The sequence below is a fragment of the Anoxybacillus sp. EFIL genome, from assembly GCF_013096955.1.
GTDB classification, from domain to species: domain Bacteria; phylum Bacillota; class Bacilli; order Bacillales; family Anoxybacillaceae; genus Anoxybacillus; species Anoxybacillus ayderensis.
Genome location: NZ_SDLH01000002.1, coordinates 82,639 through 109,196, shown reverse-complemented (window position 1 = coordinate 109,196; position 26,558 = coordinate 82,639). Strand labels below are relative to the sequence as shown.

20 protein-coding genes and 1 other annotated feature are annotated in these 26,558 nt (G+C 40.9%); of the genes, 9 read left to right on the top strand and 11 right to left on the bottom strand.

What is annotated here, in order from left to right; all coding sequences use genetic code 11:
* Positions 1–55: 55 nt before the first annotated feature.
* From mbcS to ES017_RS03635, 4 genes are all read right to left on the bottom strand, one after another.
* On the bottom strand, positions 56–1,630 hold the full coding sequence (gene mbcS, locus ES017_RS03650; protein WP_042534740.1) for an acyl-CoA synthetase MbcS: 1,575 nt from the start codon (positions 1,628–1,630) through the stop codon (positions 56–58).
* Between the two features lie 134 nt (positions 1,631–1,764).
* A complete protein-coding gene (locus ES017_RS03645; RefSeq protein ID WP_009361549.1) occupies positions 1,765–1,959 on the bottom strand; it encodes an alpha/beta-type small acid-soluble spore protein in 195 nt (64 codons plus the stop codon).
* Between the two features lie 58 nt (positions 1,960–2,017).
* The gene (gene thiI, locus ES017_RS03640) at positions 2,018–3,211 is read right to left on the bottom strand and encodes a tRNA uracil 4-sulfurtransferase ThiI (protein WP_042534738.1); all 1,194 of its coding nucleotides are present in this window, start codon (positions 3,209–3,211) and stop codon (positions 2,018–2,020) included.
* Complete coding sequence (locus tag ES017_RS03635) at positions 3,208–4,359, bottom strand: cysteine desulfurase family protein (protein WP_042534737.1); 1,152 nt, start codon at positions 4,357–4,359, stop codon at positions 3,208–3,210. The genes thiI and ES017_RS03635 overlap by 4 nt, the downstream gene beginning before the upstream one ends.
* Positions 4,360–4,537: 178 nt before the next feature.
* Between ES017_RS03635 and brnQ the strand changes: the two genes are divergently transcribed.
* A complete protein-coding gene (gene brnQ, locus ES017_RS03630) occupies positions 4,538–5,866 on the top strand; it encodes a branched-chain amino acid transport system II carrier protein (RefSeq protein ID WP_042534735.1) in 1,329 nt (442 codons plus the stop codon).
* A 22-nt stretch (positions 5,867–5,888) separates the two neighbouring features.
* On the opposite strand, the gene ezrA is transcribed toward brnQ, so the two are convergent.
* Entirely contained in the window at positions 5,889–7,580 is a 1,692-nt protein-coding gene (gene ezrA, locus ES017_RS03625; RefSeq protein WP_042534733.1) for a septation ring formation regulator EzrA, read from the bottom strand.
* 162 nt (positions 7,581–7,742) lie between these two features.
* Here ezrA and hisJ point away from each other — a divergent pair, with 162 nt between their 5' ends.
* Entirely contained in the window at positions 7,743–8,531 is a 789-nt protein-coding gene (gene hisJ, locus ES017_RS03620; RefSeq protein WP_021095616.1) for a histidinol-phosphatase HisJ, read from the top strand.
* A gap of 13 nt (positions 8,532–8,544) precedes the next feature.
* Positions 8,545–9,030: a GAF domain-containing protein gene (locus ES017_RS03615; protein ID WP_042534731.1), complete on the top strand. Its 486-nt coding sequence runs from the start codon at positions 8,545–8,547 to the stop codon at positions 9,028–9,030.
* A 28-nt stretch (positions 9,031–9,058) separates the two neighbouring features.
* On the opposite strand, the gene ES017_RS03610 is transcribed toward ES017_RS03615, so the two are convergent.
* Positions 9,059–10,906 carry a sensor domain-containing diguanylate cyclase gene (locus ES017_RS03610; RefSeq protein ID WP_042534835.1) on the bottom strand — a complete coding sequence of 616 codons (1,848 nt, stop codon included), beginning with the start codon at positions 10,904–10,906 and terminating at the stop codon, positions 9,059–9,061.
* A 382-nt stretch (positions 10,907–11,288) separates the two neighbouring features.
* Between ES017_RS03610 and rpsD the strand changes: the two genes are divergently transcribed.
* Entirely contained in the window at positions 11,289–11,891 is a 603-nt protein-coding gene (gene rpsD, locus ES017_RS03605; RefSeq protein WP_021095613.1) for a 30S ribosomal protein S4, read from the top strand.
* A gap of 35 nt (positions 11,892–11,926) precedes the next feature.
* Here the strand turns inward: rpsD and tyrS are convergent, their stop codons facing one another.
* Positions 11,927–13,186 carry a tyrosine--tRNA ligase gene (tyrS, locus tag ES017_RS03600; protein WP_021095612.1) on the bottom strand — a complete coding sequence of 420 codons (1,260 nt, stop codon included), beginning with the start codon at positions 13,184–13,186 and terminating at the stop codon, positions 11,927–11,929.
* Positions 13,187–13,237: 51 nt separating this feature from the next.
* Positions 13,238–13,462 (bottom strand) — a binding site (T-box leader).
* A 138-nt stretch (positions 13,463–13,600) separates the two neighbouring features.
* Between tyrS and ES017_RS03595 the strand changes: the two genes are divergently transcribed.
* Positions 13,601–16,375, top strand: coding sequence for a transglycosylase domain-containing protein (locus ES017_RS03595; RefSeq protein ID WP_171334774.1), 2,775 nt, complete (start codon positions 13,601–13,603; stop codon positions 16,373–16,375).
* Between the two features lie 23 nt (positions 16,376–16,398).
* Here ES017_RS03595 and acsA read toward each other — a convergent pair whose 3' ends face one another.
* Positions 16,399–18,117, bottom strand: coding sequence for an acetate--CoA ligase (acsA, locus tag ES017_RS03590; protein WP_035063448.1), 1,719 nt, complete (start codon positions 18,115–18,117; stop codon positions 16,399–16,401).
* A gap of 168 nt (positions 18,118–18,285) precedes the next feature.
* On the opposite strand from acsA, the gene ES017_RS03585 reads away from it, so the two are divergent.
* From ES017_RS03585 to ES017_RS03575, 3 genes are read left to right on the top strand one after another with little or no spacing between them, the layout of a single operon-like run.
* Positions 18,286–18,918 (top strand): GNAT family N-acetyltransferase, encoded by a 633-nt coding sequence (locus tag ES017_RS03585; protein ID WP_003398366.1) that lies wholly within the window; start codon positions 18,286–18,288, stop codon positions 18,916–18,918.
* Positions 18,919–18,936: 18 nt separating this feature from the next.
* Positions 18,937–19,581, top strand: a complete 645-nt coding sequence (locus ES017_RS03580) for an acetoin utilization AcuB family protein (RefSeq protein WP_021095609.1) — start codon at positions 18,937–18,939, stop codon at positions 19,579–19,581.
* On the top strand, positions 19,578–20,750 hold the full coding sequence (locus ES017_RS03575; RefSeq protein ID WP_021095608.1) for an acetoin utilization protein AcuC: 1,173 nt from the start codon (positions 19,578–19,580) through the stop codon (positions 20,748–20,750). The genes ES017_RS03580 and ES017_RS03575 overlap by 4 nt, the downstream gene beginning before the upstream one ends.
* Before the next feature lie 30 nt (positions 20,751–20,780).
* On the opposite strand, the gene ccpA is transcribed toward ES017_RS03575, so the two are convergent.
* Together ccpA and ES017_RS03565 are read right to left on the bottom strand one after the other, a co-directional pair.
* Positions 20,781–21,782, bottom strand: a complete 1,002-nt coding sequence (ccpA, locus tag ES017_RS03570) for a catabolite control protein A (RefSeq protein WP_021095607.1) — start codon at positions 21,780–21,782, stop codon at positions 20,781–20,783.
* 157 nt (positions 21,783–21,939) lie between these two features.
* Positions 21,940–23,022, bottom strand: a complete 1,083-nt coding sequence (locus tag ES017_RS03565) for a bifunctional 3-deoxy-7-phosphoheptulonate synthase/chorismate mutase (RefSeq protein WP_021095606.1) — start codon at positions 23,020–23,022, stop codon at positions 21,940–21,942.
* A gap of 151 nt (positions 23,023–23,173) precedes the next feature.
* On the opposite strand from ES017_RS03565, the gene ES017_RS03560 reads away from it, so the two are divergent.
* On the top strand, positions 23,174–25,330 hold the full coding sequence (locus ES017_RS03560) for a cell division protein FtsA (RefSeq protein ID WP_035063442.1): 2,157 nt from the start codon (positions 23,174–23,176) through the stop codon (positions 25,328–25,330).
* A gap of 24 nt (positions 25,331–25,354) precedes the next feature.
* Here ES017_RS03560 and ES017_RS03555 read toward each other — a convergent pair whose 3' ends face one another.
* Positions 25,355–26,470 carry an aminopeptidase gene (locus ES017_RS03555; RefSeq protein ID WP_021095604.1) on the bottom strand — a complete coding sequence of 372 codons (1,116 nt, stop codon included), beginning with the start codon at positions 26,468–26,470 and terminating at the stop codon, positions 25,355–25,357.
* Positions 26,471–26,558: the final 88 nt, after the last annotated feature.

Sequence of the window (26,558 nt, the reverse complement as noted above, 5' to 3'; positions counted from 1 at the left end):
TTTTTTTAGTCCGTCAAGCTTTTTTTCCGCTCCGAATGAATCGGAGCGGAATATGTTATTTTTGCATCGCTTTCATTTCACGTTCGCGCAATTCAACACGACGAATTTTTCCCGAAGTCGTTTTTGGCAGATCGTCGACAAACTCGATTTTGCGCGGATATTTATACGGTGCTGTGAGTTGCTTTACATGCTCTTGAAGTTGTGGAATTAAATTCGGATCATTTTTATCTACTCCTTCACGCAATACAATAAACGCTTTAACAACGTGTCCCCGAATTTCATCTGGACTAGCGACAACAGCACATTCTTTCACAAATGGATGTTTCACTAGCGCATCTTCTACTTCAAACGGTCCAATCGTATAGCCGGAGCTAATAATAATATCATCGCCACGACCTTCGAACCAAAAATAACCATCTTCATCTTTTTTCGCTTTATCACCAGTAATATAATATTCCCCACGGAACTGCATCGCTGTTCGCTCCGGATCCTTATAATAGCATTTAAACAAAGCCGGTGTGTCAACATGAACAGCAATATCGCCAACTTCTCCAACGGCACAAGGCTCACCAAACTCATTAATAATTTCGACACGATTTCCTGGCGTTGGCTTCCCCATCGATCCCGGTTTTATTTTCATTCCTTTCATAACCCCGACAAGCAATGTATTTTCTGTCTGTCCATATCCATCGCGAACTTGAACACCAAAATAGCGCTCAAACGTATCGATCACTTCACGATTCAACGGTTCGCCAGCAGATACAGCGCTATGCAAATGCGGTAATTTATATTGGGAAATTGTCGGGACTTTAGCCATGAGACGATATTCTGTCGGTGTGCAACAAAGCACGTTAATGTTATATTTCTCTAATAACTGTAAATATTTTTCTGGCTCAAACCGACCGTAGTACACAAACCCTGTCGCTCCAGAGCCAAGAGTCGATAGAAATGGACTCCACACCCACTTCTGCCATCCAGGGCTTGCCGTTGCCCAAACGAGGTTTCCTTCTTCAATACAAAGCCAATTTTTTGCTGCTGTTCGTAAATGGGCATATGCCCAAGCGTGCGTGTGCACTACACCTTTTGGATTTCCTGTCGTTCCCGATGTATACGATAAAAACGCCATATCTTCTCGCGACGTTTCTACAGCCATGAATGTATCGCTTTGCTTTGCCATTTCGTCATGCAAATCGAGCCAGCGCTCAGTCGAACCGCCGACAGAAAACGAAACGATATTTTCCATACCTTCAATCGAAGAAAATTGTTCAATATATGGAAAATACGCAACAACTCCTTTTACTTCCCCATGAGAAATGCGATATTGTAAATCTTTTGTGCGCAACATTTCAGAGCTCGGAATAACGACAAGTCCTGCTTTCAATGCTCCAATATATACTGCATATGCCTCTAACAAACGCGGAAGCATAACGAGTACTTTATCCCCTTTGTGTAACCCGTGTCTAGCGAAAGCGTTTGCAATTTTATTCGCCTGTTTCATCAATTCAACATATGTAAGCTCTTTTGTTTCTCCTGCTTCACTTTCCCATTTTAAAGCGATTCGGTTTGGATCATCTGCATACTTTTCAAATTCACTTGTCAAATTATACTTTTCTGGTGCGATTAAATTCATTTCCCTCTCCCCCTTAACCATATGGTACAAGAAAATTATACAAAAAAACCGAATGATTTTGTATAACTTTTCTAAAAATTTTTAAAAGATAAAAAACTCGGTAGGACGCGCTACCGAGTTTTATTTATTATTTATTATTTATTTTGACTACTTAGTTGTTGTTCTGCCATCTTCACGAGACGTTTTGTAATCTCGCCACCAACAGAACCGTTTGCTCGTGCAGTTGTATCTGGACCTAACTGCACACCAAATTCTTGAGCGATCTCGTATTTCATTTGGTCAATCGCTTGTTGCACACCAGGGACGAGCAATCGATTTCGATTTGCCATTCGTTTTCACCCCCTCGCATCTATATGTTGTGCAAAACGAATGGACTTCATACGTCATCTAAAAGAGCTCATCCAATGGTTGATCTGGTTTTAACGTAATCGTTTCGACGCGAGCGACCGTCTCCGCAATCATTTCGTCTAAAGGTAAAAACTGTTCATATTGAATAATTTTCTCTTTTTTCGGTTTCGTTTTCGGTGCTTTTGGAGTAAAAATTGTACAACAATCTTCATATGGACGAATGGAAATATGATGTGTTCCAATTCGTTCAGCAATTGCAATAATCTCCGTTTTATCCATTGAAATAAGTGGTCGAAGAATTGGTGTCGTTGTTACATCGTTGACAACAACCATGCTTTCAAGTGTTTGGCTAGCTACTTGTCCTAAACTTTCTCCCGTCACGATCGCTAGTCCATTTTCCCTTTTGCGAATTTCATCTGTAATGCGCAACATCGCACGACGAGTGGAAATGAGGGAACAGTTTTCTGGCACCTGCTTATAAATGGCTTGTTGCAACTCCGTAAACGGCACGATATGAAGGCGAATCGTTCCGCCAAATTCCGTCAAACGTTGAGCTAAGTCAATGACTTTTTGCTTTGCTCGTTCACTTGTAAACGGCGGGCTAAAAAAGTGAACCGCTTCAATTTGCAAACCGCGCTTCATTGCCAAATATCCCGCTACAGGGCTATCAATTCCACCAGAAAGCATGAGCATCGCTTTCCCACTCGTTCCAACAGGCAAACCGCCCGCTCCCGGCACGTCGTACGCTGTAATGTACGTTCCTTCTTTTCGAACTTCGACACGAACATCAATGTCGGGATGATGGACATCGACCGTTAAACCTGTTGTATTTTTTAACACATAACTCCCAAGCTCATAGTTTAATTCATTTGTTGTGATCGGGAATTGTTTATCCGCTCTTCTTGCGGATATTTTAAACGTTTTCCCTTCATGCGGAAATTGTTTAACAAAAAAAAGTGTCGCTTCCTTTATTTTTTCCAAATCGCTCTCCGTTTTTAACGCTAAACTTAACGATTGAATCCCGAACACTTCTTGCAATTTTTCAATGACAGGTTGCGGTGGTGTATGATGTAAACGAACGTACATCCGATCGCGCAACGCTTCAATTTGAATGTTTGGAAAATGTTTTAATTTTTTCGCTATGTTTCGTTTTAAGCATCGTACAAATTGCAAACGGTTTTTTCCCTTTGTCGACATTTCACCGTAACGAATTACAATATGATCGTACGTCATTTCGTTCCCCTCGCTACTATTTTTAATCGTTCGTATGCTCGTTCAATAGCTTCAACTATTATTGGAATGTGCTCCATTTGTTGTTCATATGATAAGCTTATGCGAATCGAGCGCTCCGCTCGCATTTTTTCAACTCCCATAGCTAACAATGTTTTGCTTGGCGCTTTTTTCCGAGATGAACAAGCTGATGTTGTTGATACATATACATGTTGTTTTTCTAATTCATGCACAAACGCCTCTGATTTGACTCCTTCTAAAGAAAAATGGATAATATGCGGAGCCGATTGTTCAAACGGGGTATGAACAACAATGCCTTCAATCGCTTGTAAACGTTCGATAAGCGCTCGCTTCATTTCTCCGAGGCGAGCAGAGGATTCGTGATATTTTTCAACAGACAATCGCAACGCTTTCGCCATCGCTACAATGGCAGCGACATTTTCTGTTCCAGAACGTAACTGCATTTCCTGTGCCCCACCAGATAAAAGTGGAGAAAGGCGTACACCTTCGCGAACATATAATACGCCTGCTCCTTTTAAACCGTGAAATTTATGAGCGGAGATCGTATATAAATCAACATTTGCGCGCTTTAAATGAAGCGGCACTTTCGCCGCACCTTGTACTCCATCAACGTGAAAAAGCACTTTCGGATATTTTTTTAACAACATACCAATTTGTTCAATTGGCTGAATGGAACCTACTTCATTATTGACATGCATCACAGAAACGAGAATCGTATCGTCACGCAACGCTTGTTCAATATGTGTTGGAGAAACGATGCCACGCTCATCGACGGGCACATATGTCACTTGAAAGCCAAGTTGTTCAAGCTGCTTACACGCTTCGGTAACGGACGGATGTTCAATCGCTGTTGTAATCATATGACGCCCGCGCTGCTGGTGTTGCCAAGCAACCCCTTTAATTGCTAAATTGTTTCCTTCCGTCCCACCTGATGTAAAAATCACTTCGGTCGGTTTCACCTCGAGCAGACGTGCGATTTGTTCTCTTGCTTGTGTAAGCAATCGCTCTGCCTGCATGCCTAATCCATGTAGCGACGACGGATTCCCGAAATAATCATTCGCTACTTTCATAAAAGATTGCAACACTTCTGGAAACGGTTTTGTTGTGGCGCTATTATCTAAATACATCATCGCCCTTGCCTCCATATACGTTCATATACAAACAGCCTTCTTATATTATCACATCTTTATTCAAAAAAGAAATGATCAAAGAATATTTTAAAGATTGAAACTTTTGATAAAAACGACAAAATTTTTATTTTATATGGTAGTATATAGGCTGGTACGGAGACAACAAAGGAGGATCAACATGTCGAAAAAAGATTTAATCGCTGTCGGTTTCATGTTATTTGCTTTATTTTTCGGCGCTGGCAACATGATTTTTCCTCCTGCTCTCGGACAAGCAGCAGGAGAAAACGTATGGATTGCTATTGCTGGCTTTTTAATTACTGGCGTCGGATTACCCGTTTTAGCCGTAAGCGCCATCGCAAAAACAGGAAGTGATTTACAACAATTAGCTAGTCGAGTACATCCTGTATTTGGTGTTATCTTCACAACGATCATGTATTTAGCGATCGGCCCATTTTTCGGTATTCCACGTACAGGGACTGTCTCGTTTGAAATTGGGGTGACACCATTTTTACCTGAAACAGCCGATCGTTCTATCATGTTAGCCGCGTATACAGTCATTTACTTCATTGTATCGCTTTGGTTGGCGTTAAATCCATCGAAATTAGTTGATCGCATCGGTAAGTTATTAACGCCGCTTTTACTTGTCGGTCTTACTTTGTTTTTTATCAAAAGTATATGGACACCTATGGGCGAGATCCAAAAACCAACCGATGCCTACGCACATGCTCCGTTATTTAAAGGGTTTATTGACGGATATTTGACGATGGATGCCATTGCTGCGCTCGTTTTTGGTATTATTGTCATTCAAGCTATTCAACAAAAAGGAATAACAAACAAAAAACAACTGACAAAACTTTGCATTCAAGCTGGGCTCATTGCTGCCTCTGGACTAACGCTCGTTTATTTATCGCTCGCTTTCATCGGCTCATCAAGCGTGCAGGCGATTGGTTATCGCGATAACGGCGGAGAAATTATTAGCCAAGCAGCCACTTACTTATTTGGGCAAGCCGGGACAGCCATCTTATCGGTTATTATTATGCTTGCGTGCTTAACGACATCTGTCGGTTTATTATCATCGTGCGCAAGCTATTTTTCGAAAATTTCGCCAAAGTTCTCTTATCGAATGCTCGTCATCGTGATGAGCGTCTTTAGCGCGTTCATCGCAAATGTCGGTTTAACAAAACTTATTTCGTTATCCATTCCTGTGCTTATTATCATTTATCCGTTAGCCATTACTCTTGTCGCTTTATCGTTTTTACATGACTATTTTGGCGGGAAACAAACGGTTTACATCGGAGCGATTGCTGGTACATTTCTTGTTAGCGTCGTTGATGGGCTAAAAACAGCGGGATTTGATGTATCAGCCATTTTACACGTATACGAAAAAACATTGCCTTTGTTTGAACAAGGAATTGGTTGGCTCACACCGGCGCTCGTCGGTGGCTTGATCGGTTTGTTGCTAAACAAAACAAATCATGTCACACGTACCGAAAGAAAAGCAAGTTAAAAACGAGTGAAGGGATTCCCTTTCACTCGTTTTCTTTTAACCACTCACGAATACGTTCAAACGCTCCTTCCTCCACTTGCTCTACCGTAGCAATCGCCTTTTGTAAGGCTAATTCGTATTCGTATCGTCGGAACAACTGCTCCGCTTCCTCTAATCCTTCTTTCACCGCTTGGAAACGACGACGGTAACGGTTTCCATACTGAATGACTTGTTCAGCCAATCGAGCTTGTTCAATCATTTCTTTTGTTTGGTCACATACATGTTGCACAAACAAGATCGCCTCGTCTAGCGCTTGATGAACGGCCTCCATATTTAACGGCTTTCCGTCTAATGTAAGCGACACACGCGTTAAGCTTTCACGCGCCTCGCTCACTTGCAACATATAAGATTCCGGTAACCCAGGAAGTTTGCTTTTTTTCACGAGCCGAATCGCTTCAGACAATTGTTTTTTCATTTCTGCTAATTTCTCACGCGCTGCTAATTCATCTTTCCTTAGCGCATATAAGTGCTCTCGAAACTGGGCGTGCTTTTCTTTCACCGCAGCAATTTGCGCTAAAATTTCCTCCAACTCTTCACGAATAAGCGAGTAAGCTAAACGTTCCTCAATCATTTTCGTTTGAATTAACATAAATCGCTTCATCAATTGTTGCACTTGCTTTTCAATGTGTCGATATTTGTCAAGATCACTTTGTGATAAATGATAGCTTTGCTGAACAAACAACGTTTCATCGCGCGTTTCTTTCGTTTCTTCTTCTAACTCGTAAAGCGTTTGCTCAATTTTTTCCGTTTCATCATGAACGAAGCGTTCCGCATACACTTCTTTCTCTAACAAATCGTACAACGTGTCAACATCTTCTTGTGCTTCTCGAAGAAGCTTTTCTGCTTCATCGACAGCAAGCGTTTCTAACAGCGCAAGCACTTCTGACACTTTTCCGCGGATCGCCTCCACTTCTTTGTCAACTGGAAGATGGTCAAGCACATACCCTTTTTCTAACAGTTCACGATACCCTTCGACAATATTGTCAAGTTGTGCTGGAATTTCAACTTGCGCATCGCTAAGTAAAAGCGGAATTTGTTCAATAAAACGATTCAACTCATTTAATTCATTTTGAATGAGCAACACTACTTCACGGGCAGCTAAATAATTCCCTTCCGCCGTTAGCTGTTCAAATGTTTGAAATTGTTGTTGAAGAGTATTTAATCGCGATTCAAGCGCAGTTTCCGTGCGCCCGAATGTATGACGTTGAGTAAGCATCGCTTTTTTTACTTGGCGATACTTTTCCTTTAACTGTTCAATTTCTTCACGATTTTTCTCTTCACTTCCAACTAATTCTTGTAACTCTAATAAAATGCGTTGAATGCTCCCTTCAATTTCTTGAAGCTGCTGTTTTGTTTGCTGTAACGCATCTTTCGCTTTCATAAACCGATATTTGACCACTGCTTCCTCAATATCAAACAACTTCTCTTCTATGTTTGGCAGTTGAACAGCGACAATATCATCCCATTCGTTCCGCCATTTTTCAAACAGCTGCTCTGTTTCCCCCATCATATTTAATGCCTTAATTTTCGCCATTTCTTCTGGTACGGGGCGATTCATTAAAGAAATTTTCCATTGTTCTAATTGATCGATTTGTTTATATAAACGTTTTCGGTACACGTATGTATATGTAAGTCCTCCAATAAAGAGGAGCGCACTAATCGCTACAAATTCCATAATGGGCCTCCTTGTTGTCAAGCTTTCTTTTTTATGGAGAAGGCATTTTCTTTTCAATGATTTTATGATACCATGTTAGCAACATTTTTTGAGCAAAAATTTTAATTTTTTTCCTAAAAAAACGTGATTTTGTCGAATTTTGCGCCAAAAGAGGTGAAAAACGTGCGTGACGGGCATATTCATACACCGTTTTGTCCTCACGGAAGTGACGATGCGTTGCATGAATATATCGAAAAGGCCATTTCGCTTGGTTATACAGATATTTCATTTACCGAACACGCACCGCTTCCGAAAGGATTTATCGATCCAACCCCTTATCAAGATAGCGCGATGAAAGAAGAACAACTAGCGTCGTACGTATCAATTTTACAATCATTAAAAAAACAGTACGAAAGGCATATTCGTATTCATGTCGGATTAGAAGTTGATTTCATTGTCGGATATGAACAAGAAACGAAAACATTTTTAAATAAAATCGGCCCACAATTAGACGATAGCATTTTATCCGTTCATTTTTTGCACATTGACAATCAGTACATGTGTATCGATTATAGCGAGGACATGTTTGGAAACATCGTTGCATCGTTTGGTTCAGTTGAACGAGTGTATGATGCGTATTATAACACCGTTCTCGCTTCTGTTGTTGCCGATTTAGGACCATACAAACCAAAACGTATCGGACATATCACGCTCGTTCGTAAGTTTCATCGAGCATACCCGTGTGAATATGATGACAACAAAATCATCACACGTATTCTAGATGAAATGAAAAATCGTCAACTAGAACTTGACTACAACGGTGCCGGCACAACGAAACCGCTCTGCTTAGAGCCGTATCCGCCTCATTGGGTCGTAAAAGAAGCGTTAAAACGCGGCATTCCGCTCGTGTACGGTTCAGATGCTCACTCGGTTGCTGGCCTTCACCAAGGAATTGAACATATGTTGATATAAAGGAGTGGAATACATGTTTCATGCACAAACATACACAGGGACAAGAGAAGAAAATTATGCACTTGTCATCGACCAATTGAAAGCATTAATTTCAGATGAAAAAAATGTTGTAGCGAACTTAGCCAATGCTTCTGCTTTATTGAACTACTTTTTACACGATATTAACTGGGTCGGTTTTTATATGACAGAAGGAAATGAACTTGTTCTCGGACCGTTTCAAGGATTGCCCGCATGCGTGCGCATTCCATTTGGCAAAGGCGTATGCGGAACAGCAGCGGCCGAAAAACGAACCGTGCGTGTGGCGGACGTTCATACGTTTCCAGGTCACATCGCATGCGATGCTGCATCTCAATCTGAAATTGTCGTTCCGATGATAAAAAGCGGCCGTGTCATTGGTGTGCTTGATATTGACAGCCCAATCAAAAATCGTTTCGATGAGGTAGACGAACAGTATTTACAACGTTTTGTTGAAACGCTTATTCAATATGTTAACATATAAGAAAGAGGCCGAAATATTTGGCCTCTTTTTAATATTCTTGAACAACGACGCGGTTTTTTCCTGTCCGTTTCGCTGTATATAACGCTTCATCGGCACGATTAAATAGCTCTTTCACAGAGTCCGCACGATTTTTCTTCCAGTACGATACCCCACAAGAAATCGTCACCGGTGGGCTTGTTAACTCACGAACTTTTTGTACTAAGCGGTTCGCAATCGATAAACCTGCATTAATGGACACTTTCGGTAAATAAATGGCGAGTTCTTCTCCTCCCCATCGAGCTCCGATGTCATTTTGGCGAATGTTTGCTTTAATAATATTTGCTACTTGAATAATAATTTCATCCCCTACTTGATGCCCATACGTATCGTTTATTTTTTTGAAATTATCAATATCTATTAAAATAAATGTACCTAATCCATCCTCTTCCATCGAACGTTGAATACGTTCATCTAAATAATGACGTGCATATAAATTTGTTAGCCGATCTGTAATGACCATTCGTTCAAGCTCTTCACGCAATGCTGCGTTTGTAAACGCCAACGTGGAATGATGGATAAGTGATTGTAACAATTTAAACATATCAAACGAAAAGTGGTACGCCTCTTGATGTAGCACGATCGCTACACCTTTCATCATTCCGCGCATCATCGGTACGGCCATAAGCGAACGAAAACGTTTCGCATGATCGCTATGAATTTTTACATCACCTAAAAATAAATTATCCCGCGGATGTTGAATGCGGTGGAAAACGAAATCTACATATGCCTTTGCTTCGCGTGATTGGAAAAATGCCGTACTTCCAGGAAGTACTTTACGCTCTTTTTCTTGCAAAATAATAAAACCGACTTCTTCCGCATCAAATGACGTTTTAATTTTTTCAATCATAAACTGCAAGGCGTCTTGGAAGCGTAAGTTCGTGTTTAAGTGGTGAATCGTCTCGTTAATGAGTTGTAAATCAGCAATTAATCGTTTTGATTGTTCGTATAATTTTGCATTCTCTAATGCGCTGCCAGCTGTATTTGCTAATAAGGAAATAAAGCGCATTTCTCGTTCTGGCAACTCCATAATTGTCGGAGCAATCATTTCGATCACCCCGTAAATGCCTTGGGCTCCTTTAATCGGGGCATAAATTACAGACTTTTTATGAACGAGCGAATCGTGAAGCTGAATTTGTCCAGTAACATACGCTTGCATTGCCCCCATGTGCTCATCTTCATTTTCAAATGTAAGTAATTTAATCGGCAAATCTCGGTCTGTTGTGCTGTCATAAGATAAAAACAAATGAAACGTAAACGTCGGATACACTTCTTTTAACGTTTTTACAATTTCTTCAAGTACATCCCCAATATTCATAGACGCATGAATTTTTGTTGCCGCTCGATGCAATTGTTCATATCTTTTTTCCTCACTTAATACTTCAGACACTTTGCGAATGCGAGCAAACACTTTTAAAAAGTCTTGTCTCATTTGTTTAATTAACGACCTCGGTATCATATCTCGCACATGAAGCTGAAAACGAATAAGACCGAGTGAATCTTCTGAAAAATGTATACCAAACTGAACGGTTTTGATTTCGCTTTCATCATCGATGACGACAACATCATCAAACTGTTGTTTTAGCTGATCATCAAATGGAATCATATATTTTTCTTGTTGCTGTTCAATGATGTGATTTGTCGTTACTTCAGGTTCAAAAGCGTGTTTAAACGGGTTAAGCACATAAAACGTGACGTCTAACAAGTGAAACTCTTTTTGCAATAAGGTGATCAGCGCTTGGATGATGCGAGGTAAATTCGTAAAATCTTCTTCTGTTAAAAACCAATCGAAAAACTTTTGTTTAAATATGGCGTATTGATCGTGTTCTTGAATGTTCATTTTTTTCACTCACCCGCACATACTTCCTCTCTATTATATGTATGAACCATATAAATAAAAAAATGAGAGTTTCTGTCATATTTCTAAAACTGAGGACCTATCAATTATATCATACCATACTCCTTATTATAAAGACTATACAAAAATTGTTGACTTAGACGCGAAAAAAAACTATAATAGCCTTTGTGTAAAATATTGCAGCCTTTGTGCTCACATTTGTATGTCCATTTTGTTCCCCATAGAGAGCGTCATTCTCTAATTGGAGGTTGTATCGTGTAACTCTCAGCTGCTAGGGCGAGGATACATGAAAACAAAATGGCGATAAATGGTGAGGCACGACTGTTTTTATTTTACCAAAAATAAAAACAAAGGAGGAGCATTTATGGCTCGTTATACAGGTCCAACATGGAAAATTTCTCGCCGCCTTGGCATTTCATTGAGCGGTACAGGTAAAGAATTACAAAAACGTCCGTACCCACCAGGTCAACATGGTCCAGGACAACGCAAAAAATTATCTGAATATGGTATGCAGCTTCAAGAGAAGCAAAAACTTCGCCATATGTACGGTGTAAACGAACGCCAATTCCGTAAAACGTTCGAAGAAGCTGGTAAAATGGCTGGTAAACATGGTGAAAACTTCATGATCTTGCTTGAATCTCGTTTAGACAACCTTGTTTACCGTTTAGGTTTCGCGCGCACTCGCCGTCAAGCTCGCCAATTAGTTAACCACGGTCATATTTTAGTTGATGGCAGCCGCGTGAACATTCCATCTTATCGTGTAAAACCAGGTCAAACGATTTCTGTTCGCGAAAAATCTCGCAACCTTCAAATTATTAAAGAAGCGCTTGAAGTAAACAACTTCGTACCTGACTACTTAACGCTTGATGCGGACAAATTAGAAGGTACTTACACTCGTTTACCTGAACGCTCTGAATTGCCTGCAGAAATTAACGAAGCATTAATCGTCGAGTTCTACTCACGTTAATAAAAAATCCTCTCTGCCGAAGCAGAGAGGATTTTTTATGCATAACGGATTAAATAATATTTTTTCTTGCCGCGGCGAATAATCGTAAAGCGACCTTCGATGCGATTTTCTTCTGTCATGATTTTATTTACGTCTTGCATGCGCTCGCCGTTCACGTAAATCGCTCCATTCGCTACGTCCTCGCGCGCTTGACGTTTCGATGGACAAATGCCACTCGCTACGAGCAAATCAACAAGCGCCACTTCCTTTTCATGACATACATACGATGGTACATCTTTAAAACCTTGTTCAATCTCATTTGCTGTTAATTTTTCTACTTCTCCGCTAAAGAGTGCTTCAGAAATGTTCATCGCCTGTTGCAACGCTTCTTCCCCATGAACGAGACGCGTCATCTCCGCAGCTAATGCTTTTTGTGCTGCCCGTTTTTCCGGCGCTTCAGCTGTTTGTTTTTCTAATTCCATAATTTCTTCGTGCGATAAAAACGTAAAGTATTTCAAATATTTTACAACATCACGGTCATCTGTATTAATCCAAAATTGGTAAAACTCATATGGGGACGTTTTGTCAGCATCAAGCCATACCGCTCCACCTTCTGTTTTACCAAACTTCGTTCCGTCTGCTTTTGTTACGAGCGGAACAGTTAATCCAAACACTTTTGCATCTTCTTCTGTTTTTCGGATTAGTTCTAGCCCAGCCGTAATGTTCCCCCACTGGTCACTTCCACCAACTTGCAACTTGCAGTTATACATTTCATACAGTTTCAAAAAGTCGTATGCCTGCAAAATCATATAACTAAACTCTGTAAAAGAAATTCCTGTTTCTAATCGCGACTGTACAGATTCTTTCGCAAGCATGTAGTTAATTCCAAAGTTTTTCCCGACATCACGCAAAAATGTAATAACATCAAGCGAACCGATCCATTCGTAGTTATTTGCGATAATCGCCGGATTGTTTTCATTGTCAAAATCTAAAAAGCGGCTTAACTGTTGTTTAATCCGCTCACTGTAATGAGCGACCGTTTCTTTTTCATTTAATTTTCGCTCTGCTTTTTTTCCACTCGGATCTCCAATCAATCCTGTTGCCCCACCGACGAGCGCAATCGGCTGGTGACCAGCTTGTTGGAAGCGACGTAACATTAAAATCGGAAGCAAATGACCGATATGCAAACTATCTGCCGTTGGATCAAAACCGCAATATACTTTTACACTTTCTTCTGCTAGCAATGCTTTGAGTCCATCCTCATCTGTCATTTGATTAATTAAACCGCGAAATTGTAAATCTTGAAGCAAATCCATTTGAACCACCCTTTCCGTTTGTTATGGAAACAAAAAAACCCGTCCTTCATATGAAGGGACGAGTTTCATCGCGGTACCACCCTACTTAGAGAACATATATGTCCTCTCGCTTCATTGATATAACGGCTTATACCGTCTTTTGCTACTTTCGCACAAGCTGTTCGCAAAAGATGCTCACGGAGGTAATTCATGCTTACCTGTACGCTAGTTCGCACCAACCACTAGCTCTCTGTCAGCAGGGAGATAAGCACTACTCGTTCCGCTCATCGCTCGATTATTCACATGTCAATATACCCTCTTTTATCATAAAACATCAACTGTTGTCAAGATCTTCAAACAAATTTAGACATTTTCCGATACGGAAAGACAAATTATGATATAATGATGAAAATACAATTCGGATGGGAGGTCACTATGTCAGAAAAACAAGTCCGATTTTCATGGCAAAAACTATGGCGCCATTTCACGATTACATACGAAGTCATTTGGAATGTATGTTTAATTATATTGATCGCATGTTTATGCGCGTTCAGTTTTGCCTTCGGTGTCGGTGCGGGATATTTCGCCTCGCTTGTGAAAGATGCTAAGCCGATTCCTTACAAAGAAATGAAAAAAGATATTTATAACTATGAAGAAACAACCCATATTTATTTTGCCAATCGTGAATATCTTGGCTATTTCCGTTCAGATTTAGAACGCGATGAAGTCAAACTTTCACAAGTTTCCCCTTACTTCATTCAAGCGGTCATCGCTACAGAAGATGAACATTTTTATGAACATAAAGGGGTTGTACCAAAAGCCATTATACGTGCCATCTTCCAAGAAGCGACAAACTCCTCGACGCGTAGCGGAGGGAGTACATTAACACAGCAGCTTGTAAAAAATCAAATTTTAACAAGTGAAGTGTCATTTGAGCGAAAAGCAAAAGAAGTGTTGCTCGCTTTACGGCTTGAGAAGTTTTTTTCTAAAGATGAAATTTTAGAAGCGTACATTAACGTTGTACCTTTCGGGAGAAACGCATCTGGGCGAAATATTGCCGGCGTCCAAGCCGCCGCAAAGGGTGTTTTCGGCATCGATGCAAAACAATTAACATTACCGCAAGCGGCTTTTTTAGCAGGGCTACCACAAAGTCCGTTTCGCTATACACCGTTCACTAGCGAAGGCGAGTTAAAAAGCGATTTATCTCCCGCGCTAAATCGGATGAAAACGGTATTAACGCGCATGAAAAAAGCTGGATACATTTCAGAAGAGCAATATAAAGACGCACTAGCATACGACGTTACGAAAGATTTTGTTTCTTCCTTGCCATCCCCAGTGGAAAAATATCCATGGCTGACGTTTGAAATCGAACGTCGTGCGAAAGATATTTTTATTGATTTACTAGCAAAAAAAGATGGATACGATCGGCAAGATGTGCGCTCAAACGACCAGTTATATAAAGAATATGCGGAAAAAGCAGAAAAGCAATTACGTCAAAACGGCTATACGATTTACACAACGATCGATAAAGACATATATGAACGAATGAAAGCGATTGTTGAAAAATATCCGTACTTCGGAAGCGATACAGTTGTTCGAAAAAGAGACGAAAAAACGGAACAAATCATTTCCGTCCGTCAGCCGGTAGAAGTCGGGGCGATTTTGATCGAAAACAAAACCGGACGCATCATTAGCTTTGTCGGTGGACGAGATTATAAACGGGAACAACTGAATCACGCAACTCAAGCATACCGTTCGAACGGTTCAACGATGAAGCCGCTTCTCGTTTATGCACCAGCGATGGAAATGGGCATTATTCAACCGGGATCTGTCATTCCAGATATTGATTTAGAAATTCCAACGCAACAAGGTCCATATCGCCCCAAAAATGCGGATGGTAAAACACACGGCTTAACATCTGTTCGTCACGCGCTAAAAAAATCGTATAACATTCCTGCCATTCGCACGTATGCTCGCATCATCGATCAACGACCCATTTCATATTTAGAAAAAATGGGCTTCACAAGCTTAACGACGGGAGACGGATATAATTTATCTCTTGCGCTCGGTGGGCTAACAAAAGGGGTAACGATTGAAGAAAACGTCAATGCATACGCAACGTTTGCAAATGGTGGGAAATTCATCGACGCGTATTTAATTGAAAAAATTGTTGATAAAAATGGGAACGTTGTATATGAACACGAGCCAAAACCAATCGAAGTGTTTTCACCTCAAACAGCGTATTTAACAATCGATATGATGCGCGACGTCATTCGCTCAGGTACAGCTTCTTTTTTAAATGGCAAGTTAAAATTTTCAGCAGATTGGGCGGGAAAAACAGGGACGAGTCAAAACACAAAGGACGCTTGGTTTGTCGCGACAAATCCGAATGTCACGTTAGGCACTTGGATGGGATACGATACACCAAAACCGCTTGAGAAAAGCTATAAAGGGCTATCATATTCCCAAAGAAACTTATTGCTATGGGCGCAACTGATGAATGGGGCGTACGATATTCGCCCAGAACTAATCGCTCCGAAAGAACGATTCCATATGCCTGGAGGAATTGTTCAACGCTCATATTGTGCAATTTCTGGATTGCTCCCATCAGAAACATGTAAACGATTCGGACTGATCGAAAGCGATTTATTCAATACGGCATTTGTGCCGAAAACAGAAGATACGTATTTGATTAGCGGAGCTTTCGTTGAATTAAATGGAGAGCGATATGCCTCTTTACCGACAACACCGAAAGAATTTACAAAAGAAGGCGTAATGATTGACGCTTCGTTACTTGAACAGTGGGGCATTCAGCATATAAAAGATTTGAGCAAATTACTCCCGCAAAACGATAAATGGAAACATGTATTTGTGGCAAAAACGCTTCAAGAAAACGGGAAAAAACCGGATCCACTAGCTGCGCAACAAAAAGGAACGGCACTCGTTTGGAACGAACATCATGAACAAGACGTCATTGGTTATCGAGTATATTATGCGGCATCCGAAACAGCTACGTTTCAAGTTATCGCAACAATACGTAAAGGCGAACAAAAAAACATACCGTTAAAACAAGGAATATATTACGTGACGGCTGTTGATATTGCTGGATTGGAATCGAATCCATCTAATATCATTCGCATGTTGCCTGCTATACAACCTGAGCAACCAACAAATGAGCAACCAGCAGAAGAACAGCCATCAACAAACTAAAAAATCGGGCCATGCCCGATTTTTTAGTCTTCCATTGTTGATAAATCGCCTGTCGGTAAGTTTAGTTCCCAAGCTTTCAAAACGCGGCGCATAATTTTTCCACTTCTCGTTTTTGGTAACTTATCACGAAACTCGATTTCACGTGGTGCGGCATGCGCAGCTAAACCTTTTTTCACAAAGTTACGAATATCTTCTTTTAATTCTTCTGATGGCTCGTACCCTTCGCGAAGAGCAACAAACGCTTTAATAATTTCACCGCGCACCGGATCTGGCTTTCCGATGACACCTGCCTCTGCAACTGCAGGATGTTCAACGAGTTTGCTTTCCACCTCGAACGGACCAACACGTTCTCCCGCTGTCATGATGACATCATCAATTCGTCCTTGGAACCAGAAATATCCATCTTCATCCATATATGCCGAATCGCCAGATACATACCAATCACCCGGTAAGAAGTACGACTCATATTTTTGTGGATTGTTCCAAATCGCGCGCATCATCGAAGGCCAACCTTTTTTAATCGCCAAATTGCCCATGCGATATGGCGGTAACTCATTTCCTTGATCGTCAACGATTGCAGCTTTTACTCCCGGAATTGGTTTCCCCATCGATCCCGGTTTAATTTCCATACACGGATAGTTACAAATGAGTTGTGCCCCTGTTTCTGTCATCCACCATGTATCATGAATACGGCGATTGAACACTTTCATTCCCCAACGGACGACTTCTGGGTTTAAAGGTTCCCCAACGCTTAAAATATGGCGAAGTGAGCTTAAATTAAACTTTTTCACTAATTCATCGCCAGCCCCCATCAACATGCGGAAAGCTGTCGGTGCACTATACCATACCGTCACGCCATAATCTTCGATCGTTTTATACCACGCTTCAGGATTAAAGCGGCCACCTACAATGACGTTTGAAGCCCCACAAAGCCATGGACCGAAAATGCCGTACGATGTTCCTGTCACCCAGCCTGGATCAGCCGTGCACCAATACACATCATCTTCTTTTAAATCTAATACCCATTTTGCCGTTTGATAATGTTGAATCATCGCGTTATGCACATGCAGTACGCCTTTTGGTTTTCCTGTTGAACCAGATGTATAATGTAAAATGAGTCCATCCTCGCGTCCGACCCATTCAATCTGAAAATGTTTGCTTGCTGCGTTCATCCGTTTTTTCAAGTCAAAAAACGGTCCTTCTTCTTTAATGTCATCTCCAACTAAAAATACGTACTTTAATGCTGGTAGCTCATTGACAGGTACACGTGGTAAAAGCTCAGGTGTCGTAATAATGACTTTCGCCTCGCTATCTTCTAAACGGTCACGTACTGCCCCTTCCATAAACGCTTCAAAAAGAGGTCCGACGATTGCGCCAAGCTTAATCGCTCCAAGCACAGAAAAGTACAGTTCAGGCGAACGAGGCATAAAAATGAAGACGCGATCACCTTTTTCTACATCGGCCACTTCTTTTAACACGTTGGCTACTTTGTTTGAAAACTCCTTCATTTCTTTAAATGTGTACTTTTCTTCTCTTGTCGCGTCACGATAATAAAGAGCCACTTTGTTTTTTCGGAACGTTTCTACATGACGGTCAATCGCTTCGTACGCCATGTTTACTTTTCCTGTTTCATACCACGAAAAATGCTTTTCTGCTTCAGACCAGTCAAACGTTTTATACGTTTCTTCGTAGTTTTTCAAGTTGAAATCCCCTTGAATGACTGGTAGCGTTTCCACCTTAATCATCCCAAACTCCCCCTTGTTTGAAAGTGTTTACATTCGTATTATATTATACTATAAACAATTTCTCAATTTTTAAAAAATTTTCATTAATGTTTATTATGAAAACGATTTAATTTTTATTTTTTTATGTATAATTGAAGTGAGATTATTTCAGTAGGCGGTGGGGCAATGGAGCATAAAAAAACATATAACGCAAAACAATTAAAAACACCGAAAGGAACGTTAATTATTGAAGGGCCGATTTCCCCAGAAAAGTTGGCTAGCTATGAATTTCATCATGATTTAACAGCGTTTCGGCAACCGCACCAACAACATCAAGCGCTCATTGAAATTGCAGGCCTTCCTGAAGGGCGAATTATTATTGCCCGCCACGGTCACACGATCGTTGGCTACGTCACCTTTTTATATCCTGACCCCCTTGAAAGATGGTCACAAGGGAAGATGGAAAATTTAATTGAGCTCGGGGCAATCGAAGTCATTCCAGACTTTCGAGGGTGTGGTGTCGGGAAAAATTTATTGAAAGTGGCTATGATGGACGATGCGATGGAAGATTACATCATTATTACGACCGAATACTATTGGCATTGGGATTTAAAACGAACTGGTTTGAACGTATGGGAATATCGAAAAGTAATGGAGAAAATGATGAACGCGGGCGGACTTGTCTGGTATGCAACGGACGACCCTGAAATTTGTTCACATCCGGCTAACTGCTTAATGGCGCGTATTGGGAAGCGCGTCGATCAACAATCAATTCAAAAGTTTGATCAACTTCGCTTTATGAACCGCTTTATGTATTAAAACAAAGGGGATGGGGAAATGATTGTCGAACAAATGATGAAAACGGATGTCATCGCATTAAAGCCGTCAAATACAATTGCCGATGCGCTAAGCATTGTGAAGCAAAAAAACATTCGTCACTTACCAATTGTTGATGATGAATATCATGTCATTGGAATCGTCACCGATCGTGATTTACGCGATGCAAGTCCATCGATTTTCCATGCCAATGAGCATCTAGAAGATTTACAAAAGCCGTTAAGCACCATTATGAAAACAAACGTCATTACAGGTCACCCGCTTGATTTTGTCGAAGAAGTGGCGGCTTTATTTTACGAACATCGCATCAGCTGCATGCCAATCGTCAAAGAAAATAAACTTGTCGGCATTATTACAGAGAGCGATTTGTTATATACGCTCGTACAATTAACAGGGGCTCATCAGCCCGGTTCGCAAATTGAAATTAAAGTGCCGAACCGAACGGGGATGTTAAGTGAAGTCACTTCCATGTTTCAAAAAAGAAACATTAATATTTCAAGTGTTCTCGTATATCCTGATCAAGATGAAAAGTATAAAGTGCTCGTGTTTCGTATTCAAACAATGAACCCGATGGCGATTATTGAAGATTTAAAAGCGCAAGGATACGACGTATTGTGGCCAAACTTGCCGGGGGTTTCATCATGAGCAAAAATAGCGTATTCATTTATTCCGATGCGTTTCAAACGTATAAATTCCATGATCGCCATCCGTTCAACCAATTGCGCGTCAAACTAACGTATGACTTATTACAAACGGTTGGTGCGCTCCACGATTCACAAATTGTAGCACCGCGTCTTGCCACAGATGAAGAACTAGCTCTTGTTCACGATATGGATTATATTGAAGCAGTAAAAAAAGCGGGGAAAGGACTACTTTCAGAAGAAATTGCAATCAATTATGGCTTAGGAACGGAAGATACACCTATTTTTCCAAACATGCATGAAGCGAGCGCCCTTCTTGTTGGGGGAACATTAACAGCCGTTGATTACGTGCTTTCTGGAAAAGCTGAGCATGCGCTCAGTTTAGGCGGAGGGCTTCATCATGGATTCCGCGGCAAAGCATCCGGATTTTGCATTTATAATGACAGTTCTGTCGCCATTAAATATATGCAAGAAAAATACGGTGTCCGCGTCTTATACGTCGACACAGATGCCCATCATGGTGATGGGGTACAATGGACGTTTTATGACGACCCAAATGTTTGCACATTTTCCATTCACGAAACAGGACGTTACTTATTCCCTGGTACAGGAAATGTGAATGAACGTGGACAAGGGAAAGGATATGGCTACTCATTTAACATTCCTGTCGACGCATTTACAGAAGATGAGTCTTGGCTAGCAGCATATAAGGACGCACTCATGGAAATCGCCGACTTCTTTCGGCCTGACGTCATTTTAACCCAAAACGGTGTGGATGCTCACTATTACGATCCGTTAACTCATTTATGTGCGACGATGCGCATTTATCGTGAAATTCCAAAACTCGCACATCAAATTGCTCATCAATATTGCAACGGTCGTTGGATTGCAGTCGGTGGCGGAGGATACGACATTTGGCGCGTTGTTCCGCGTGCATGGGCGCTATTATGGCTTGAAATGACAGAACAATCCGATATTTCTGGGCCTTTACCGAAAGAATGGATTGCTCGCTGGCAACAACACTCCCCTGTTTCTTTACCGCTCGAGTGGGATGACCCGGACGACTTATATCCACCCATTCCGAGAAAGGCAGAAATTACAGAAAAAAATGCCCAAACTGTCATGAAAGCACTTCAACCAATTCGAAGCAATAAGCAACGATTAAATTTATAAAAAAAAAATCATAAAGAGGCTTCTGCCTCTTTATGATTTTGTCGAATCGCGATATTCAATTCGATGTGGTAATACAACAATGTGATTGTCCACATGTTCTTTGTTCATATATTTTGTTAATAAACGCATCGCCACCGCACCGATATCGTACATTGGCTGTACGACTGTCGTCAGCTTCGGGCGAACCATTGTCGCTAAACGAGTGTTATCAAAACCGACTACTTCTAATTCATCTGGAATGCGCACACCGCGGTCTTGTGCTCCATGAATGACACCGAGCGCCATTTCATCTGTCCCAACAAAAACCGCTGTTGGTCGCTGGGCAAGTTCGGCTAGTTTTTCATACGCTTCCATTCCTGAATCATACGTGTAGTCGCCTTCAACAACAAGTTCATCATCATAAGCAATATTCGCTTCTTCTAAAGCGCGGCGATAACCAGCTAATTTTTTCAGTCCGTTAATTGGATCATTTAACGGTCCTGTCACATAAGCAATCCGTTTATGTCCTTTTTCGATTAACATATGTACTGCATCATATGCAGCTTGCTCATAGTCAATATTGACGGACGGAATAATATTGTTTTTTTCAATCGTTGCAGCTAATACAATCGGTACATCTGACTTTTTAAACTGCTCGACATGCTCTTCCGTGACATCGCCACCCATAAATAAAATGCCATCGACTTGTTTCGCAAGCATTGTATTTAATAAATGCAGCTCTTTTTCTTTATTTTGATCTGAATTGCTTAAAATAATGTTATACTTATACATTGTTGCAATATCTTCGATGCCGCGAGCCATTTCCGCAAAGAAAATGCTTGATATATCTGGAATAATGACTCCGACCGTCGTCGTCTTTTTACTTGCCAATCCGCGCGCCACCGCATTTGGACGATATCCGAGTCGCTCAATGACTTCTAATACTTTTTTGCGTGTAGAAGGCTTTACGTTTGGGTTCCCGTTTACTACACGTGAAACGGTCGCCATCGACACGTTTGCTTCTCTTGCTACATCATAAATTGTTACATTCATCACATACACACTCCTTTTCAGCGCTCTATATATCGAAAACTGTCGTACATCGCAATTTTATGTAAAAATATCATACGATAAATGATTACCTAAGTGCAACGTTTTCACAAATAAATTCATAAGAAAAGCTGGCGAACAAATCACCAGCTTCTTCTCGTTATGCTTTTACAAATTGTTTTTGAAATGATTTTAATTCTTCCATAAACTCATTGAATTGGTCAATATCCATCTGTTGTGCGGAATCAGATAACGCCACAGCAGGATCAGGATGCACTTCAGCCATGACGCCATCCGCTCCAATCGCAAGCGCTGCTTTCGCACAAGGTAAAAGTAAATCTCGACGCCCTGTCGAATGTGTCACATCAACAAAGACAGGTAAATGCGTTTCCTTTTTCAAAATCGGCACTGCAGAAATGTCAAGCGTGTTGCGCGTCGCTTTTTCATATGTGCGAATGCCACGTTCACATAAAATGATTTGTCCGTTTCCTTGCGACATAATGTACTCTGCGGCATGAATAAATTCTTCAATCGTTGCAGCTAATCCACGCTTTAACAACACCGGTTTGTTCACTTGCCCAGCCGCTTTCAGCAACTCAAAGTTTTGCATATTGCGCGCCCCGATTTGAATGACATCAATATAGTCAAGCGCTGTTTCAATATCTGCAGGCGTCACAATTTCACTAATAACCGCTAAATCGAATTCATCTGCTACACGTTTTAAAATTTTTAATCCTTCTACTCCAAGACCTTGGAAGTCGTACGGTGATGTGCGTGGTTTATAAGCTCCCCCTCGCAACAATTTTAAACCGTGACGCTTGATTGCTTGTGCGACTTCCGCCACTTGTTCATAGCTTTCAACGGCGCATGGTCCCATGACAAAATATTGATTGCCATCGCCGATTTTTTCCCCTTTCACATCGACAATTGTATTTTCCGGCTTTTTCTTTCTTGATACGAGCAATGCTTTTTTATGATCGTCTTCTTGTAAATCAAGGCCTGCTTTAAAAATTTCTTTAAAAATATGTTTTAACGTCGCCGTATCAAACGGGCCATCGTTATGTTCTAAAATTAAATCCAACATTTTTCTTTCACGAACAGGATCATAAAAATACGTCCCTTGCGCATCTTTAATTTTCCCAATTTCTTGAACAAGACGTCCACGTTCATTAATTAACTTTAACAACTGTAAGTTTAACTCATCAACCTTTGCTCTCAGCTCATCTAATCGTTCGTTACTCATTCATCTCATCCTTTCTTTATATAAGCTAAAAAATGTGGTACATTTCTATATAATTAGAGATTATTATAAACGAAGTGGATAAAGTTGTCACCCCTTTATTTATAAAACGCGTTTAAGCAATAAAGAATTTTTTAATTTTCAAAAAAAGAAGGTGGGAAGCTTGATTTTTGCATTAGATATTGGCACTCGTTCAGTAGTTGGCATTATTTTAAAGGAAACAGACGGACAATATCAAGTTGAAGACATTGTCATCAAAGAACATGAAGAACGGGCAATGCTTGACGGGCAAATTCATGACGTACTTGCTGTTTCAAAAGTCATTATCGATATAAAAAAAACGTTAGAGGAACGTCATGGGCCTCTTACACGTGTATGCGTCGCAGCAGCAGGTCGTTCATTAAAAACAGAAAAAGGAAAAACGACGATTTCAATCAAAGGTAAGCCGCTTTTAACTCATGAAGATGTGATGTATTTAGAACTCGCCGCCGTTCAACAAGCACAAATGACGTTAGCGGAAAAATCATCGAATGAAAAAAGTCATCATTATTACTGCGTCGGTTATTCGGTGACGCGCTATGAAATTGATGGCGAAGAAATCGGTAGCTTAATTGATCAACAAGGAGAGGAAGCGAGCGTTGAAGTCATCGCCACATTTTTACCGAAACTTGTCGTCGAGTCGCTTCTTGCAGCACTGCAACGCGCCCACTTAGAAATGGAGGCGCTAACACTCGAACCGATCGCTGCACTCAATGTACTCATCCCTCCGACGATGCGGCGATTAAATGTTGCGCTTGTAGATATTGGTGCAGGGACGTCCGATATCGCGATTACAGATGGCGGGACAGTCATTGCTTACGGGATGGTACCGATGGCGGGGGATGAAATTACAGAAGCGATTTCTGATGCATATTTACTCGATTTCCCCCTTGCTGAACAGGCGAAACGTGACTTACATACAAAAGAAACGATAACAATTACAGACATTCTCGGTTTTGAAACAGAAGTGCCTCGCGAACAAATGATTGCAACTATTTCTGAGGCGATTGATCGACTTGCTGATGCGATCAGCAAAGAAATTTTACGATTAAATAATCATCAATCGCCGAAAGCAGTGATGCTTGTTGGAGGGGGAAGCTTGACGCCAGAACTCCCAAAGCGGCTCGCTCAAAAGCTCCATCTTCCTGAAAATCGCGTCGCTATTCGCGGCATTGATGCCATTCAAAAGTTGCACATCGATCGGGAAGAAATGAAACATCGTCCAGAGCTCGTCACCCCTATTGGCATTGCAATTGCTGCAAAGCAAACACCGATTCAATACGTAACGGTAGAGGTAAACGGACAATCGATTCGTTTGTTTGATATGAAACAACTAACGATCGGTGATGCGCTATTAGCTGCAGGGATTCAATTACATAAACTATACGGCAAACCCGGATTAGCTTGCGTCGTTACGTTAAACGGAAATACAATTACTATTCCAGGAACACATGGAGAGCCGCCAATCATTATGAAAAATGGTGAGACGGCAACATTCGATACACCTATTAAAAACAGTGACCGTATCGTTGTTGAAAAAGGGAAAGATGGGAAGCAAGCAACCGTTCAACTTCGTGATTTGCTTGAATCATTGCCGACAAAACAAGTGACGATCAATGGGCAACAATATACGATTGAACCGCTTGTGTTGCGAAATGGAGAACCCGCTTCCCTCGATGCTGTTTTATGTGATCGTGACGACATTGTTGTCCATATGCCAGAAACGATGGAACAACTTTTGCAAGCAACAAAAAATGACGATCTCCTTCAACAGCTTGAGCCATTTACGATCACGTTAAATGGAAAAAAAATAAAATTTTCTGAATGGTGCGCAACGATATATCGAAACGGAATGGAATGCCCACGCTACGCACCGTTTGAAGACGGCGATCACATCATCGTTCATCAACAAAATGAACGAACAGTTGCCCAAATAGCTGAAGCAAGACAGCTGAAACTTCATTACTCGCTTCCAATTATATTTAACGGTGAAACATTAACATTAACAAAACAAATTGGTGCGTTTTATCGTAACGGTGAACAGCTTCATGGGAACGATCTCGTTCAACATGGAGATGAGCTTCAATTTAGCGAGCGAAAAATCGAGCCGTTTATTTTTCAAGATATATTTCAATACGTCCAAGTTGATATTCCTCAAGGAGCGTCAACAACATTTACATTACTAAAAAACGGAAAACCAACAACATTTTACGAGACGCTTGCCCCAGGTGATCAACTTGAAATTGTTTGGCAGAAGAAAAAGCAACTATGAGCAGTTCATAGTTGCTTTTTTCTTTTATTTTAAGTTTTCTGGGTTTAATGGTTGTAACTCTGGAAGGACAAAACGTCCATCTTTACGAATAAGTACACCATCAAAATATATTTCACCGCCACCATATTCTGGACGTTGGATCATAACCATATCCCAATGGATGTTCGAATGGTTGCCATTGTACGCTTCATCGTAACATTGACCCGGTGTGAAATGGAAGCTACCGTCGATTTTTTCATCAAATAAAATGTCTTGCATCGGATGTTGAATGTACGGGTTGACTCCGATCGCAAATTCACCGATGTAACGCGCACCTTCGTCTGTATCAAAAATTTGATTAATCCGTTCTGTATCGTTTGCTGTTGCTTCAACAATTTTTCCATCTTTAAATGTTAATTTGACATTTTCAAACGTAAATCCTTGATAAGGTGAAGGCGTATTAAACGAAATAGTACCATTGACCGAGTCGCGAACAGGAGCCGTATACACTTCTCCGTCTGGAATATTCATTTGCCCTGAACATTTTACTGCAGGAATATCTTTAATGGAGAACGTTAAATCTGTGCCTGGCCCTGTAATGCGCACTTGATCCGTTTTATCCATCAGCTCAACAAGCGCATCCATAGCTTTATCCATTTTACCGTAGTCTAAGTTACATACGTTAAAATAAAAATCTTCAAACGCCTCTGTGCTCATTTTCGCGAGCTGCGCCATAGACGGATTCGGATAGCGGAGCACGACCCATTTCGTTTTCGGTACACGAATGTCCCGATGCACTTTTTGCATAATCGTTTTTCCGTGAATTTTCATTTTGTCAGCTGGCACATCCGCAAACTCGTTAATGTTATCCCCAGCACGTAATCCGATGTAAGCATCCATTTCTTTCATGACATTTGCTTCAAATTCAGCCATCATGCTAAACTGCTCTTCTTGCGCACCAAGTAGAAGTGCACGATCAACTTGATGATCTTTTAATGAAACAAACGGATACGCTCCTACAGCATACGCTTCACGCACAAGTGCAATGACGAGCTCCCGTTGCAAACCGAAGTTTTCGATTAATACTTTTTCTCCTTTTTGCAGACGGAGCGAGTAATGAATTAAGTTTTTCGCCAACTTTTCAATGCGCGGATCTTTCATTTTGTATTCCTCCATTCCATCGTATGTACATGTATATTGTAACCGATCCACAAAAAATTTGGAGTTTTTTGCAGGATTTTTTCTCTTT